The organism is Bacillus haynesii (genome assembly GCF_001969855.1).
Classification (GTDB): Bacteria; Bacillota; Bacilli; order Bacillales; family Bacillaceae; genus Bacillus; species Bacillus haynesii.
The window spans coordinates 14,863-30,325 of sequence record NZ_MRBL01000001.1; the positions used below are offsets into that span (position 1 = coordinate 14,863).

Annotated in this window: 15 protein-coding genes; 4 read left to right on the forward strand and 11 right to left on the reverse strand. The window is 48.5% G+C overall.

Translation table 11 applies throughout. The features are described 5' to 3' along the window. Positions 1–11: 11 nt before the first annotated feature. From BTA31_RS00045 to btr, 6 genes are all read right to left on the reverse strand, one after another. Entirely contained in the window at positions 12–791 is a 780-nt protein-coding gene (locus BTA31_RS00045) for a 2,3-dihydro-2,3-dihydroxybenzoate dehydrogenase (RefSeq protein ID WP_076788083.1), read from the reverse strand. A gap of 217 nt (positions 792–1,008) precedes the next feature. Next, complete coding sequence (locus BTA31_RS00050; protein WP_076788086.1) at positions 1,009–1,857, reverse strand: alpha/beta hydrolase; 849 nt, start codon at positions 1,855–1,857, stop codon at positions 1,009–1,011. A gap of 40 nt (positions 1,858–1,897) precedes the next feature. Next, positions 1,898–2,917, reverse strand: coding sequence for a FecCD family ABC transporter permease (locus BTA31_RS00055; protein ID WP_076788089.1), 1,020 nt, complete (start codon positions 2,915–2,917; stop codon positions 1,898–1,900). Continuing rightward, positions 2,910–3,914 (reverse strand): FecCD family ABC transporter permease, encoded by a 1,005-nt coding sequence (locus tag BTA31_RS00060; RefSeq protein WP_043925127.1) that lies wholly within the window; start codon positions 3,912–3,914, stop codon positions 2,910–2,912. The genes BTA31_RS00055 and BTA31_RS00060 overlap by 8 nt, the downstream gene beginning before the upstream one ends. 17 nt (positions 3,915–3,931) lie before the next feature. After that, positions 3,932–4,888 (reverse strand): iron-hydroxamate ABC transporter substrate-binding protein, encoded by a 957-nt coding sequence (locus BTA31_RS00065; protein ID WP_076788091.1) that lies wholly within the window; start codon positions 4,886–4,888, stop codon positions 3,932–3,934. Positions 4,889–4,979: 91 nt separating this feature from the next. After that, positions 4,980–6,575 carry a bacillibactin transport transcriptional regulator Btr gene (btr, locus tag BTA31_RS00070; protein ID WP_076788093.1) on the reverse strand — a complete coding sequence of 532 codons (1,596 nt, stop codon included), beginning with the start codon at positions 6,573–6,575 and terminating at the stop codon, positions 4,980–4,982. Positions 6,576–6,906: 331 nt separating this feature from the next. Here btr and BTA31_RS00075 point away from each other — a divergent pair, with 331 nt between their 5' ends. Further along, entirely contained in the window at positions 6,907–7,293 is a 387-nt protein-coding gene (locus BTA31_RS00075; RefSeq protein ID WP_239693112.1) for a DUF5362 family protein, read from the forward strand. 44 nt (positions 7,294–7,337) lie between these two features. On the opposite strand, the gene BTA31_RS00080 is transcribed toward BTA31_RS00075, so the two are convergent. Next, the gene (locus tag BTA31_RS00080) at positions 7,338–7,979 is read right to left on the reverse strand and encodes an NAD(P)-dependent oxidoreductase (RefSeq protein ID WP_076788098.1); all 642 of its coding nucleotides are present in this window, start codon (positions 7,977–7,979) and stop codon (positions 7,338–7,340) included. Between the two features lie 74 nt (positions 7,980–8,053). Continuing rightward, entirely contained in the window at positions 8,054–8,455 is a 402-nt protein-coding gene (locus tag BTA31_RS00085) for an Rrf2 family transcriptional regulator (RefSeq protein WP_076788101.1), read from the reverse strand. A 174-nt stretch (positions 8,456–8,629) separates the two neighbouring features. On the opposite strand from BTA31_RS00085, the gene BTA31_RS00090 reads away from it, so the two are divergent. Beyond that, on the forward strand, positions 8,630–9,013 hold the full coding sequence (locus BTA31_RS00090; RefSeq protein ID WP_239693107.1) for a GRAM domain-containing protein: 384 nt from the start codon (positions 8,630–8,632) through the stop codon (positions 9,011–9,013). 37 nt (positions 9,014–9,050) lie between these two features. Here the strand turns inward: BTA31_RS00090 and BTA31_RS00095 are convergent, their stop codons facing one another. The 3 genes from BTA31_RS00095 to fdhD all read right to left on the reverse strand — a co-directional run bounded on the left by BTA31_RS00095 (position 9,051) and on the right by fdhD (position 11,513). Next, positions 9,051–9,530 (reverse strand): hypothetical protein, encoded by a 480-nt coding sequence (locus BTA31_RS00095; protein ID WP_043925135.1) that lies wholly within the window; start codon positions 9,528–9,530, stop codon positions 9,051–9,053. Between the two features lie 150 nt (positions 9,531–9,680). Continuing rightward, positions 9,681–10,706, reverse strand: coding sequence for a GTP 3',8-cyclase MoaA (gene moaA, locus BTA31_RS00100; RefSeq protein WP_076788104.1), 1,026 nt, complete (start codon positions 10,704–10,706; stop codon positions 9,681–9,683). Positions 10,707–10,721: 15 nt separating this feature from the next. Next, a complete protein-coding gene (gene fdhD, locus BTA31_RS00105) occupies positions 10,722–11,513 on the reverse strand; it encodes a formate dehydrogenase accessory sulfurtransferase FdhD (protein ID WP_076788106.1) in 792 nt (263 codons plus the stop codon). Positions 11,514–11,786: 273 nt separating this feature from the next. Here fdhD and BTA31_RS00110 point away from each other — a divergent pair, with 273 nt between their 5' ends. Both BTA31_RS00110 and BTA31_RS00115 read left to right on the forward strand, forming a co-directional pair. Continuing rightward, complete coding sequence (locus BTA31_RS00110) at positions 11,787–13,049, forward strand: L-lactate MFS transporter (RefSeq protein WP_076788109.1); 1,263 nt, start codon at positions 11,787–11,789, stop codon at positions 13,047–13,049. A gap of 33 nt (positions 13,050–13,082) precedes the next feature. After that, on the forward strand, positions 13,083–15,434 hold the full coding sequence (locus tag BTA31_RS00115) for an FdhF/YdeP family oxidoreductase (protein ID WP_076788112.1): 2,352 nt from the start codon (positions 13,083–13,085) through the stop codon (positions 15,432–15,434). Positions 15,435–15,463 lie beyond the last annotated feature (29 nt).

Consider the following 15,463-nt stretch of genomic DNA (forward strand, 5'->3'; position numbering starts at 1 on the left):
TTTAGATTGAATCAGGCTCCAAGCGTTGCTCCGCCATCGACGCGCAAATCGTGCATCGTAATATGACGAGCCCCGTCAGACAGCAAAAATATTACAGCATCTGCAATATCAGCCGGCGAAGCCAATTTTCCGAGCGGGATTCCCGTTTTGAATGTTTCGAGTGACCCTTCAATTACACCTTGCGCAGCTTCCTCACCCTGCCACAGCGACCGCTGCATCGGCGTATCCGTTGATCCGGGCGATACGATATTGCAGCGGATGTTGTACTCGGCAACTTCAAGGCCGAGGCATTTCGTAAACATTAAAGCGGCCGCTTTGGAGGCCGCGTAGGCGGCCATCTGCATCCGCGGCACAGCGGCCGCATTTGATCCGACAGTCACGATCGCTCCAGTCCTGCGCGGAACCATCCGGCGGGCGACGGCACGCGATACGTTAAAAACCCCGGTGGAGTTGACGCTGAACGTCTTCTCCCAATCTTCATCACTCAACGAATGGATCAGACCCGTTCTGAGCACGCCGGCTACATTGACAAGCATGTCTATCGGACCGATATCGCGTTCAACATCGGCGATAAGCTGGTCAACTGCGGCACTATCACCCACATCCGCGGCAAAACCGGAACCCTGCAGATCTTTTTGTTCAAGTTCGGCTTCAAGTTCAAGTAGCCCTTTTTGATTTTGATCAGCTGCTGCAACAAACACCCCGCGTTCAGCAAGCGACAGGGCCACTTCTTTGCCGATTCCTTGTGAAGCCCCAGTCACCAAAGCAACCTTGCCTTTCACTTTTATCATTTCCTTTCTTAAAGCCGGCAGCGCCCGAGTCTCAAAAAGTCTGCCGGCTAAACACTAATTGATAATGATAATCATTATCGTTTAAAAATATAATATACCAATAAATGCAAACGGTCAATCGTTTTCGATTGTTTATCCGTATCAATGCTCATGGTATATTATCTGTTATCCATTCTTATCTTTTCTCAAAGCTCGGGGCGCCGGAAGCGCCCCGCTGTCAATCAGGCTTGAAGGCAAACCGCAGCGCTCTGCTGATTAACACAGGCAGAACCGATATATGACCTTCCCCTTTAAATTCATGGTACTCCGCGCGAACACCCTGGTTTTCCAAGGCGGCCAAGCGGTCGGCCAGCCTTTTTGCATTGTCGTTCATTCCGCTTTTATGCGTCTTTTCGAGCTCTCCGGCCCCAAGCAATACCTTTACATCGCCATCAGCTTCCTGCAATTTCGATGTAAAGTCATGCTCTTCATCAAAAAATGACGGATGCCAATGGATGGACGGACTGCCGGCGATATAGGTCTGAAACAGGTCCGGTTTTGTAAACAGGGTCTGCAGGACAAAAAGTCCACCAAGGGAATGACCGAAAATCGCCTGCCTTTTCACATCAATCGTGAATTCCTGTTCGATCTCCGGCTTTAATTGCTGTTCGATAAAGGACAGAAAAGCTTTCGCCCCTCCCGGCTCCGGCCAGTCCGCTCCATTGGGCCTCCTGGGCAGCTCAGCGCCCGAATCCGGCAGAGTAAAATCGTAATACCGCCCCCGGTCAAAGGGAGCTTCGGTCTCATAACCGATGCCGACGATAACGGCCGGCACGACGCCGGTTTTATCGGGACGGCGCGACTGCATCCGCAATGCCTCCACCATCGTTCCAAACACGGAATTGGCATCAAGCAGATAAATCACGGGATATCCTGCGGGCGGCTGTTTCCCAAATGGTTTCGCAATAAAAATCCGGTATGTGCGGCTCCCATTCAGTGAACGCATGCACCGCTGTTCTGTCCCCGGTATCGCAACCGGGATACATTCAGCAGCATTGACAGACTGCTGAAGTTTTTCTTGAGCCATGTCATTCTCCCTTCCCCTCTTTGATGAGTTAAAAAACAGGCTAATGAACCGTCTTTTTTTGTTTAAAAAGTAAAAATAAGAAGTACGGCACACCGAAAATGGCGAGAATGATACCCGCCGGCACCTCGGACGGCTGGAACAGCAGCTTTCCTGCAAAATCGGCGCACAATACGAGAAACATCCCGATCAAACCGCTTAACAGCAATGAGTGGCGGTGCAGGACGCCGGCGAGCCTCCGCGAAATGTGCGGAGCAATCAGGCCGACAAATGCCATGCTCCCCGAGATAGCCACACAGGCGCTGATGATGCCGACACAAGCCGTAAGCAGCACTACCTTTTCAACATTCGCGGATACGCCGAGACTTTTCACCGTATCTTCATGAAAGCGAATGGTATCGAGCAGGCCGGACTTTGTCAGCAGAAATGGAATGAGAAGCAGCAGCCACGGCAGTGCCGCTTGAATATACGTCCAATTCGCCGACCAAATGCTTCCGTTTTTCCAAACCATGGCCATTTCGTGGTCATTCGGATTCATCTTCAATGACAGGTACAGCGAAACAGCGCTGAAACCCGAATTAATCGCGATTCCAACGAGAATAATCCTTCCCGAATCCAAGTTACCGCCGTGCCAGGCAAAGATAAAAATGAATATGGCCGCCAAAATGCCCCCGATCAAGCCGAAGAATGGCATCCCCATTGCAGCGAGCAGGCTTGTCGTTTCGGTCTGGCCTTGAAAGATCAGCATGTAGCCGACGATCGCCGCCCCCGCACCTGCATTAATCCCCAGGATTCCCGGGTCAGCCAGTCCGTTCCTTGTCATCGCCTGGATGACGGTACCGGCAATGCCGAGCCCAAGACCCACGAGTGCTGCCGTCACAATCCTTGGAAGGCGCAGCTCAAACAGGAGAATGGCGTATTGCTCATTCGGGTTGATGTGAAGCAATGTTGATAACAGCTCAGCCGGATGTACGGCAAACGATCCTACTGTTATGCTGAGATAACAGATTGCAAGAATCAGCACAATAAAAACAGCATAGATGATTGCAACCTTTTTAGGCACGCTGCTCCCCTCCTTTTCTCTTGATCAAATAAAGGAAGAAAGGAACGCCGATCACCGAAGTAACGACTTCAATCGGTGTCTCAAACGGATAGTTGATCAGCCGGCTGAGAAGATCGGCCAGCGTCAAAAAAACGCCGCCGAGAACGCAGGAGCACGGGATCAGCCGGCTGTAATCCGATCCGACGAGAAAACGCGTAATGTGCGGAACGACCAGTCCGACAAAAGCAATTTTTCCCGCCATGGCGACGGAGCAGCCTGTCAGAACGACGACCGCTGCCATCGCTGTCCATTTGACGGCCTGCTTTTTCTGGCCGAGGCTTTCGGAAATGTCATCCCCCAATGATAAAGCTGTCACTTTTTTGCTGAGAGAGAGCGCCAGAACGATGCCGATCACAAAAAACGGCACGGCATACTTCAGCAGCTCGGGATTCAATTGATGCAGCCTCGCGCTGTACCAGAAGCTGACATCCTGGGAAATTTGAAAGTAAATCGATATCGCCGCCGACAGACTGCTGAGCAGCATGCTTGTTACCGTCCCGATTATGGCAAGCTGAACCGGCATAAAACCGTTTGGAATCACCGAGGCGAGGCCGAAGACAAGGCCGGCGCCGACGGCTGATCCGATAAACGAATAGCCCATCATCTCCAGTGAGGATGAACCCGGAATCACCACCATCAGCAGCGTGATCACAAATGCCGATCCGTCGGAAACGCCCATAATCGACGGGGAAGCCAAATAATTTCGGGTGACACCCTGCATAAGCGCACCGGACACCGCCAGCGCCGCTCCGATTAAAAGAGCGCCGGCAGCGCGCGGAAGGCGGGAATGCCAAATGATTTGATGATCTGTGTTGCCCGGATCAAAATGCAGCAGCGCCGAAAAAATCACCTCAGGCTCAAGCTGTTTTGCACCGTAACATACCGACAGAAAAACAGACAGCAGTATGGCAAACGGAGCGGCGATCATAATAATGCGGGTCATTTGCTTTGAATGCATAGCTCAAGGAACCTTTTCTATTTGTTCTGCGCCAATTTCTCAGCTGCAGCCTTTAAAAATTCAACCTTGCTCCATGCCGTGCCGCCCTGCGCAAGCGGGTCTACAGCATTGACAAATACACGGTCATTTTTCACTGCAGAAATGCTTTTCCAAATTGGATTTTTCTCTAGATCTTTCAGCGCATTCGGATTGTCGGCATTCTCATCGTCTGAGAATTGGACAAACATATAGTCCGGATTCATTTCGCTCAATTTTTCTAAAGAAACTAACTCCTGGGCTTTTGCCGCCTTGACTTCTTTTGGAGCTGTGAAGCCAAGCTCACCGTATAATGTGGAATTGAAGAATACGTCTTCCGGATAGATAAAGACATTGCCTTTTCTGATTCTGACAACGAGCGCTTTTGTATCTTTTGCCGTTTTCTCAAGCTTTGTTTTAGCTTCCTTAAGGTCGGCTTCATAATCCGAAATAATCTGCTTCGCTTTATCTTCTTTGCCTGTCAGTTCAGCCAGCAGATTTAAATTGTCTTTCCAGTTTGAAGAAACGTGGGAAACCGGAATCGTCGTCGCGATGTTATCCAGTTTTTTCACCACTTTATCGGGAAATTTCGTTGAAGCCAGGATGACATCCGGTTTCAGCTCAAGGATTTTCTCCAGGTTCGGCTCCATTTTTTCGCCGACAGCGGCTGCTTTGTCAGTAATGCTCTTAAACAGGTCCGGGAACTTTCCGGAGAAGGAAATGGCGCCGGCCGGGTGAACATCCAGAAGCTTGGCATCTTCCATCGATTCCACGCTTCCCGTAATGACGATTTGTTCGGCCGGGATCTTCACCTTGTATGTATGATCGAGGTACTCGATGCTCTTCTCAGCTGACGCTGTGCTCTTGTCATCGCCGCTCGCCTTTTCTTTGCTGTTCCCGCATCCCGCTGCGCTAAACGCGAGAAGGAGAATAAATAATAAGATTGATAGTTTTCTCATCTGACTGAGACCCCCTGATTTAATTGATAACTATTATCAATTAAAATTATAGGGTTGCCTCTTCGATAACACCATGGATAATATCCGGCAATTAAAATGGATTTTTTCCGGACAGCAGCCGAACCGCCTGGCGGATGATTCGTTCCTGGCTGCATGCGGAATATTCCCGCCAAGGATCTGAATTCACCTGATACACCTGGTGATGCCGTACCGCTTTCAAATCCTGCCATGCAGCCGACTGCTGAAGCTCCCTGTAGAATGCCAGCGTCTCCGGCTCTTTAAAGATGAAAATCATAATGATATCCGGCTGATATGCCGCGATCGTTTCGATCGACACGGCCCGGTCAGTCGGTTCTTCCAGCGATACAGCCGATTCAAAGCCAAGGTCGCCGAAAAATACATCTTGAACAGAGCGGTTATGCGCCAGATAAATCTCGTGTTTATGCAGGCGCAAAAACAAAAAGCTTCTGCGTCCGCAGATCGGATAAAGCGTCTCTTTCGCGGTCTCGGTGAGACGCTGGTAAGACAGCATCCATTTGTGAGCCTCCGCTTCTTCGTCTAAATGGGATGCGGTCAGCATAAAATGCCTCCTCCATTGTTCCTGTGAAGGCAAAAAGAAGACATCTGCGATCGACTGGAGTTGTTCCCGTTCCTCAGCAGACACGCTGTCCATGCTGATTATGAGCTCCGGTTCAGCCGATGACAATGTCCGCAGGTTTTCTTCCCACGGCTCGTGAAAGCGGTATGCGCTCAGATGGATCGGAATATCTGCCGCGTAATGCTTATAGTAATACGATGTCCATTTCGGATGCAGGGAAGCAGCGTAAGGAATGAGGTGAAGCGGTATAAGCTGTCCGATCGTATTCTGGCCGTAGGCAGCCAGCTTCCTGCGCCTTTTTTTCATATAAACGGTTGGGGATAAGCCTGTATGCTTCTTAAATGTCCTGCTGAAATAAAATTCATCCTGATACCCGATTTGGCTTGAGATTTCCCTCAGCTTGTAGCTTGCTTTTGCCATCAGCTGCTTCGCTTTCGTCATCCGCGTTTCAGTGATAAACTCTGTCACACTTTGACCGTACAGCTTTTTGAACGTTTCACTGTAGTGCTTCGCGCTGATTCCGGCCATTTGCGCGAGTTGATCAAGCGTCAGTTGTGCATCTGAATGCTCTTCAATATACTCCTTTGTTTTTCCTATGGCTGATGCGGTGTTTTCGGGATGAGTCAGTTTGGCCGAATAGATATCGTACAGAAGCTGCTGCAGGTCTGCTTGGCATTTCAGCTCCTGGAGCGCTGAAGAAGCCGGCCATAAGGCGGAAAGTTCCTGAAGACGGGAGGCCAGATTTCCGACAGGATGGACATTCATCATCTGCAGGTCGGAAAAAGCGTCAGGGTCGGTGTCCGCTTCAAGCGTCAGGCGGCGGTCATCATAGCAGTAGGGCTGAAGCCTGATGAGATACCCGCTGATTTCAGCTGACGAAGCTGTGATTCCGAATGTTTCATAAGGCGGAACGATATACAGCGTTTCTTTTAGGAGCGGCCTGCCTGATGCCTGTATATCGATTCTCCCTTCACCCTTCAAATGAAAGATTAAAACGAAAGAGTCTGCCAGCTGCTGTTCATCCGGAAGATCGCCGGGCTTTCTTATATGATCAATTTGCAAGAGACGATAGAAATAAGAAGATTTCATAGAAAAACCGCCTTTCTTAACACCAGTAATATCACAAAATAAAAATGCCCCTGAACAATATGGTAAATTGGTTGCGGGGTTCTGGTCCGGCACAAAATACCAGTTTGCAAGGTGCATTTCACATCACTTATAGCTGATATGCTTCTTACGATTTACTATAACACAGTCGCTTTTATTGTGGAATCATGTAGCCAGAGCGGCCATCTGCCCAATGTGCACTTTAAAATATAATAAAAAATCAATACTTATCATTTCAATATCTTTTTGCCTAGTGTATAACTATAGAGAAATTACTATATTTACAGGGAAGGCGTGACTTCTTATTTTGGAAATGACAGACAGCATGAAAAAATCGCTTGATGCGATTGCAAAATGGGGAAAAGTAACCGGAGTTTTTATGATTATCGCCGGAGGCATCTATGCCTTTTTCGGAATTTCTTTGCTTATCATCGGAGCGGCTCCAGGTGTGCTGATGATTTTTTCGGGGATCTACCTTCTAAAATCGGCAAACGCCGCTCAGAAAATGAGTCATGACATGCCGCAAGAACCGCATGAAGCCTTGCTTGATAACTATGTGAAGTTTATGAAATGGCAATTTTTCTACTTACTATCGAATATTGTGATCTTCATTTTATGCATCGTCGTCTTTTTCTTCCTGATCTTTTTAGGTGTTCTTGCCGATTCATACAGCGGGTATGACCCTTATTATTACGAATGATAATCAAAAGCCTGTCTCGGGAATTGATCCGAGACAGGCTTTTATTATTCGGCTTCCCCGACAACAGTGAAACGCTCATTGATGTGCTCGCCTTTTTCAGCCTCGTCTACCACTGCAATGGCATAGTCTGCATAGCTGATGTAGCTTTCTCCGGCGGTGTTTACGATCAAGTTTTCCTGACCTTTTTGATATGAACCTGTTCGCTTTCCTTCCGGATTGAAAAATGCCGCCGGGCTGATGAACGTCCATTTCAGTCCCTCCGCTTCTTTCAAATCCTGAAGGTTCTGCCCCTGGTTTTTGGCCGTCGGCAAGTATTCTTTAGGAAACTCAGGCGTATTGTACAGCTGGGTTGTTTTTTCTTTATCGACATAAAGGCTGCCTGCCCCGCCTACGACGATTAATCTTGTTTCAGGAACCTGCTTAAACATTTCGATCAGCTTTCTTCCAGCTTCAACATGGAGATGCTCCTGCCCTGGGGCCGCGCCGAACGCATTGACGACAACGTCGAGTCCTTTGATGTCTGCCGCTGTCAGGTCGAAAATGTCTTTTTCAATGACAGCTGCACTGCTGTTCGCCACTTTTGACGCACTTCTGACAATTGCCGTCACTTCGTGTCCTCTTTCTGATGCTTCTTTTAAAATCATGCTGCCCGCTTGACCGCTTGCACCGATAATACCGATTTTCATAATCGCTTCCTCCAATAATTTAAGTATTTGTAACAAAATTCGTTACATGTTGATGATGAAACATCATCTCTTGTTTAAAAGAGATGAGTTAAGACGTCTTTAAGAGACTTGCTGGCCAATTCGTTCTCCATCGCCTGCTGAACGCTGTGAAACGTTTGATCAAGCGTTGTTTGAATTTGTCTTCCAACCGGACAGTTTGGATTCGGCTTGTCATGAATCGCAAACAATTCCTCTTGCGGCTGAACCGCGCGGTAAATATCCAGCAGAGATATATCTTCAGGATCTCTTTTCAGGGTTGCCCCGGCCACTCCAGGCCGCGACGTCAGAATACCGCCTTTTTTGAGCTGGCTGATCAGGCGCCTGATCACAACCGGGTTCGTATTGACGCTCCCTGCGATCATTTCCGAAGATTCCCGCGGATTTGCGGCGATTAAAGACAAAATATGAATGGCCACTGAAAGACGGGTGTTCACCATAAGTTTTCACCACCGATGTAATTATTATAGTTACAGGGGGAGTTTTTTGTCAACTCTTATCTTATCCTTAATGATCGGAAGAATAAATGAAATTTTTCAAATCACCCTCACGTCTCACTTTGGAACTTTTTCACAGGCTCTTTCGTATTCATTGATGAAAGGAGTGTTTTTTCAATGAAAGAGATAGCAGAAGGAAAAGCAGCTTTGCATACCCGGCTTGAGCCGAATGAAGAGATCAGATCGATTATTCTGTGCGCTTATAACGCGAGGATGTATGCACAATACACCCCATACAGAGGCGTGCTTGCGGCCACTGACAGGCGGCTCATGTTTTATTCTTCTCTGTTTGGCGCCCCTTTTTACCTTGATATCCACTATGATACCATCTCTTCGTTTCGCCGCGAAAAAGGGCTGGTAACAAGAGGCGATCATCTTGTCGTGATGAACAACGGGGATCGGGAAGCATTTCACTATTTTAGCGGCTGTGATCCTTTGGAATCATTCATCGAAGCCGTTCGCAAGCTAAAGAAACTGCCTGAAGATATGATGCATGTCTGAAAACGCCGGCTCCTGGATGTGCCCGCAGCCGGCATACTCAGTTATTAATCTCGTACTTCTCCCCATACCTCAGCACTTTGTAAATTGCCATTCCATCAGAAAGATGATTTTCGGAATATCTCACGGGAATCAAAGCAAAAAATACATAATAGGTTGAAAAGTAAACAAACTGGTAGAAAAAAATATTTTCGGGTATGATGTCTTTGATAATCAGCAGATTGATCATAAAAATAGACGCTAAATTAAACAGCGATCCGCCGGCATAAATCATCGCATTCGTAAAACGGTTATCGTATTTTAGATCTCCGTATTTGCAGAAGGAATCCATGAAGTAAACACTTCTGATTTGCACGGGGCCGATTTTCAGCAATTTTTTGCCCATCCCGATTTCGAGCGAAGATTTCCCGCCGAACAACACCGCCATCACGCTGTGGCCCAAGACATGAAGCACCGACACGGCGGGAAAAACGATCAAGAACGACCAGAAGAATTTGACAATATCCTGCAGTCCGAACATTCAATCATCCTTTCTGTTTCAGGCCATGTTTTTTAAAAAATTTCCGCTTTTCCCCCGTATCAAACCTGTCAATATGCAAGCCAAACCAGCCTCCGGAGCATGAAAAAACCGCCCATCTTTTCAATGGACGGCGTTTTCAGGAGCAGTCAATTATCCTCCTATATAGGACATTTCAACTTTTTTCCGCGGAGCCGCTTTTGAAAGAGCGCGGTCGAGCGAATATTGGTCATCGCGATTCCGCCAGACCGTGCCGATCGCCTCAGCCAGCTCCTGATCGGTCTGCCCGCTTCTGATCAAGGTTCTTAAATCAAACCCGCTTGATGCGAAAAGACATGTGAAAAGCTCGCCTTTTGCCGATAATCTTGCTCTGTTGCATGTGCTGCAAAAAGCATCGGATACAGAAGAGATAAAACCGATTTCTCCTGAACCTTCCAGGTATCGGTACCGTTTGGCGACTTCTCCTTTGTAGTTCGGGTCGATCGGTTCAACCGGCATATCTTCATTGATGATCCGGATGATATCCGCTTTTGTCACCACTGACTGACGGTTCCATTCATTTGTGTTCCCGACATCCATAAACTCAATAAATCGCAAAATATGGCCTTTTTCTTTGAAATAGCGGGCCATCGGCAAAATATCCTTTTCATTGACCCCTTTTTGGACGACCATGTTGATCTTGACGCCGAGTCCGGTCTCTTTCGCCGCTTCAATTCCGGCCAGCACCTTGCTGACGGAAACGCCTCTTCCGTTGATCGTTTTGAAGCGCTCATCATCCAGGGAATCCAGGCTGACCGTCACCCGTTTCAGCCCTGCTTTTTTCAGCTTGTCAGCGTAAACCGGCAGCAAAACGCCGTTCGTCGTCATCGCAATATCGCGAATCCCTTTGATGCCTGCAAGCTTCCCGACTAATTCAGGCATATCTTTTCTCATCAGCGGCTCGCCGCCGGTAAGGCGGATTTTTTCCACCCCGAACTGATGAACAAACAGCTTGGCCAATCGTTCAAGCTCTTCAAAGGACAACAGTTCGCCTTTTGGCAAAAACGGATAATCCTGTCCAAAGATTTCGGCAGGCATGCAATACGTACATCTTAAGTTGCAGCGGTCGGTGACAGAAATTCTCAAGTCCCGAAGCGGCCGGCTTTTCTGATCCAAAACTTGTTCACTGTTGGTGCTCACGCCTGTTGCCTCCTTTTATGTTAACTGAATTCGCTCGTGATGCGTGTATACATTGAATGACCGGTTTCTCGCAAAACCAATCGTCATGATATTCAGCTCCTCCGCCATCTGAATGGCCAGCTCGGTTGGCGCCGACTTGGAAATGACCGCGGAAACCCCGATTTTCGCGGCTTTAAGCAGCACTTCCGAAGAAATTCTGCCGCTGAACACGATCAGCTTATCGCGCACAGGAACCTGATGAAGCAAACAATATCCGTACAATTTATCAAGCGCATTATGCCTTCCGATATCAGATCTGACTGCAATCATCTTGTCGGTGCTGCACAAAGCGGCATTATGAACGCCCCCCGTATGGTGAAAAAGCTTGCTGTTTTTCTGCATGTCGCGCATCAGCTTCAAACAGTTCTCAGGCTTAATGGTCACGCCGTCAATTGCCGTTTTTGCGGTTTTGACGTCCTGCTGGAAATAAAAATGCCGCCCTTTTCCGCAACAGGAGCCGATTACCCGCTTTGTGTAATCCTTCAGCTGCAGTTTTTTTGAGCTGACAAGATCGACATATGCGAACCCGAGACTTTCATCTATTGTAAACCTTTTAATCTCATTTTTAAATCGGATCACCCCTTCAGATGCGAGAAATCCGATCACCAGTTCTTCCAGGCTGTCCGGCGAACAAACAAGCGTGACAAATTCCTCGCCGTTCACCATGACAGTCAGGGGGAATTCCGTCGCCATCTGATCTTCTTGCTGCGCCAGCTCTCCATTATCATAACGGAAAATTTTTCGGCTTGTTGTGATGTTTTTCCCCATGAATAACCCCGCCCCTTTGTTTCTTATGTTTCTTATCATATCTATTACTATACTCGTCTATCATGCCGTTTCACAACTGTCAGGTCAAAATTGGAAGCTTCATCTTGTTGATTGCTTGAAAACATGATATTATTTTTTAAAAGTTCGAAAAATATACACTTTTCAAACAGACTGCCCTTTCTTCACAACAACTCCTGAAACCGCTTTCAAATAATCGCTCCCCGGCAGCTTCTATCTTTATCACAGCCTTTCTTTTCCACAGGGGGTTCTCACATGAAAAAAGTGAAAAACAGGTGGCTCATTGCTTTATGTGCTGTAGGCATTCATTTGTCAATCGGATCTGTATATGCATGGAGTGTCTTTACAAACCCGCTCGCTGAAACATTCGGCTGGAGCCTCAGCCAGATCAGCCTGACGTTCAGCATCGCTATTTTATTTCTCGGGCTTTCAGCCGCATTTTTGGGACACTTCGTCGAAAAGCACGGCCCCAAAAAAGCAGGCATGCTCGCCGCTCTTTTCTTCGGAGCAGGCGTAACGTTTTCCGGCTTCGCCGTTCAGATCGGCTCCCTTCCCCTGCTTTATTTGTTTTACGGAGTCTTCGGGGGGATCGGACTCGGTGTCGGCTATATTACACCGGTATCTTCGCTTGTTAAATGGTTTCCTGACCGCCGCGGCTTGGCCACAGGGCTTGCCATTATGGGTTTCGGATTTGCGGCCTTGATCAGCAGCCCGATCATGCAGAAGCTGATCTCAGCGGTCGGTATAGCCAATACCTTTTTTATTCTCGGCATCTGCTACTTTCTTGTGATGATGCTGTCTTCGCTTTACCTCGCTCCGCCGGAAGAAGGCTGGCAGCCTGAAGGATTTTCAGCCGGAAAAAGCGGAAGGGCACAAAACACTGATATTTCCCAGCTGACGGCAAATGAAGCGATTAAAACGAAACGCTTTTATTATTTATGGCTGATGCTTTTTATTAATGTTACGTGCGGAATCGCCATCATATCAATCGCTTCACCGCTGGCCCAGGAAAGTGCGGGCATGTCCGCCGCCGCTGCCGCCGCGCTCGTCGGCGTTTTGGGCGCATTTAACGGTTTGGGCCGCATCGGCTGGGCATCCGTATCTGATTACATCGGACGGCCGAATACGTATACCGTCTTTTTCGCCATACAGCTGATCGCCTTTCCGCTTTTGCCGTTCATTTCCGACAAGGCCGTCTTCTCTGTTTTGATGGCGTTGATCTATACGTGCTATGGCGGGGGGTTCGCCGCAATCCCGGCTTATATCGGGGATTTGTTCGGAACAAAGCAGCTCGGTGCAATCCACGGATACATTTTAACGGCTTGGGCGGCGGCAGGGCTTGCAGGCCCGATGTTCTCTTCTTGGGTACGCGATGCAACAGGAAGCTACAGCCAGAGCCTGACGGTTTTTGCGGCACTGTTCACCATCGGCCTGTTCGTTTCGATATTCATTAGAACCGACATTAAACAGTTGCGGAAAAAAGCGGCGGTTCATGTCTCAAACTCGGTAAAAGGATGATCTGGCAGTATCCGCTGGAAAGGAGAGAGGGTAATGGGAAAAACAAAGCATCAAGGTCCGATGAAGCTGAATAAAAAGCCCGCGCCAAAACTGTGGGCCTCTTGGGCGCCGATGGGACTCGGAAAGATAAAGCCAAAGCATATCAGAGATACGATGAAAACAGCGTGGGACAATAAAGACAACCTTTCGTACGCCTACAGAATTTTGACGCAAGGCGTGTGCGACGGCTGTGCGCTCGGTGTGTCCGGACTCCGCGATCAGACGCTCACAGGGCCTCATCTCTGCACGACGCGGCTGAACGTCCTCCGCTTAAATACAATGCCTGCGATCGAGGACAAATGGCTGTCCGCCGACATCGAACAGCTGCGAAAGCTGGACAGCACCGAGCTGAGAAAGCTCGGACGCATCCCCTATCCGCTGTCGAGAAAAAAAGGAGAACGATCATTCTCGAGAATTTCTTGGGATGAAGCGCTCAGCCGAATCGCGGACAAAATCAAATCGATTGATAAACGACAGCTTGCCTTTTATTTAACAGCCAGGGGTATTACGAATGAGGTCTACTATACGGCCGCAAAAGCGGCGCGGTTTATCGGCACAAACAACATTGACAACGCCTCGCGGATCTGCCACTCGCCAAGCAAAACGGCTTTAAAAAGGTCCCTTGGTATCGGTGCCTCAAGCTGCAGCTACCGAGACTGGATCGGGACGGATGTTCTCGTCTTCTGGGGATCTGTCGCCGCCAATAACCAGCCGGTGTCAACAAAATACATGTATGCCGCCAAAAAAGCGGGAACGAAAATCATTATGATCAACCCGTACCGTGAGCCTTCAATGGAGAAATACTGGATTCCATCGATACCTGAGAGCGCCCTTTTCGGCACCAAAATCACCGATGATGTATACCAAGTCAATATCGGCGGCGACATTGCCTTTATGAACGGGGTGATGAAGCACTGGTTTGAAATGGAGCAGGAGGCTCCAGGGTCAAGCATTGACCGCGCCTTTATCGAAGCACACACAAACGGGTTCACTGAGCTTAAGCAGCATATCGAAAAACAAAATTGGAAGATGCTTGAAGAGTCGTCCGGCATATCGAAAGATAGAATGAAAGAATTCGCCGTCTTGCTGGCTCGGGCGAAAACCGGCGTTTTCATTTGGAGCATGGGACTCACACAGCACCGTTTTGCAACCGACAACATTTCACAGGTGGCAAATCTCGCCCTTTTACAAGGATTCATCGGCAGAAAGCATTGCGGCCTTATGCCGATCAGAGGGCACAGCGGTGTGCAGGGCTCTGGAGAAATGGGTGCCGATCCTTTCGTCCTTCCAGGCGGTGATTTTGACGAAGAGAACGCCGCACGGATCGAGAAGGTTTGGGGCTTCCGCATACCGACTTGGCAAGGCGACACGATCGGCCAGACGATCGAAAACATGCTGCTGCCGAACGGAAGCGAAAGAAAAGTAAAAATGTTTTATACAAGCGGAGGCAACTTTTTGGAGACGATGCCGAACCCCGATTTTATCAAAAAAGCATTACAGGAAGTTGAGGTGAGAGTCCATCAGGACATCATCTTCAATACTTCTACCCTTGTCGATGCCAAAGAGGAAGTCATCATTCTTCCTGCGATGACAAGGTATGAACAGCCTGGCGGAGGAACCTCGACCAGTACGGAACGGATGGTCTATTTCAGCCCCGAAATTAAAGGACCGCGCATCGAAGAGGCACGTTCAGAATGGGAAATTTATGTAGATCTTGCCAAACGGGTTCGACCCGAAGACAAAGAACTGATCCATTTTGACGACGCTGCGGAAATCCGTGAAGAAATCGCTGCTGCCAACCGGAATTATGACGGGATTCAGCAGTTGAAAAAACGCGGAGATGTCTTTCAATGGGGCGGCGCCTGGCTTTGTGAAGGCGGGATTTGTCCGACAGCAGACGGCAGGGGTAACCTGATCCCCGTCGATCTTCCTGAAAACAGACAAACGGAAGGATGCTTTCTCGTTACGACAAGGCGGGGAAAACAGTTCAATTCGATGATTTATAGTGAAAAAGATCCTTTCAATGCAGCAGATCGCCGGGATGTCATGATCCATCCAAAAGATGCCGAGGAGCTTTATATTCAAGATGGAGAGGCGATCGTTCTGTTTAACCGCTACGGAACTTTCCAAGGACGGGCAAAATATGCCGGCGTACAACGCGGAAACACGGCGGTCTACTGGCCGGAAGGAAATGTCCTGATCCCTAAAGGCGTATACGAAAACCATGCCCGTATTCCGGAATACAACACGGCAGTCATGATTGAAAAGGCGGAGATTTTCCATTCAAGAAAAGATTCGCGCTATGCAGAAAAACGAATCGAAGAACTCGAAATGTCGACCGATTAGCTTAATAGAAGGTCGGGACGGCACTGCTG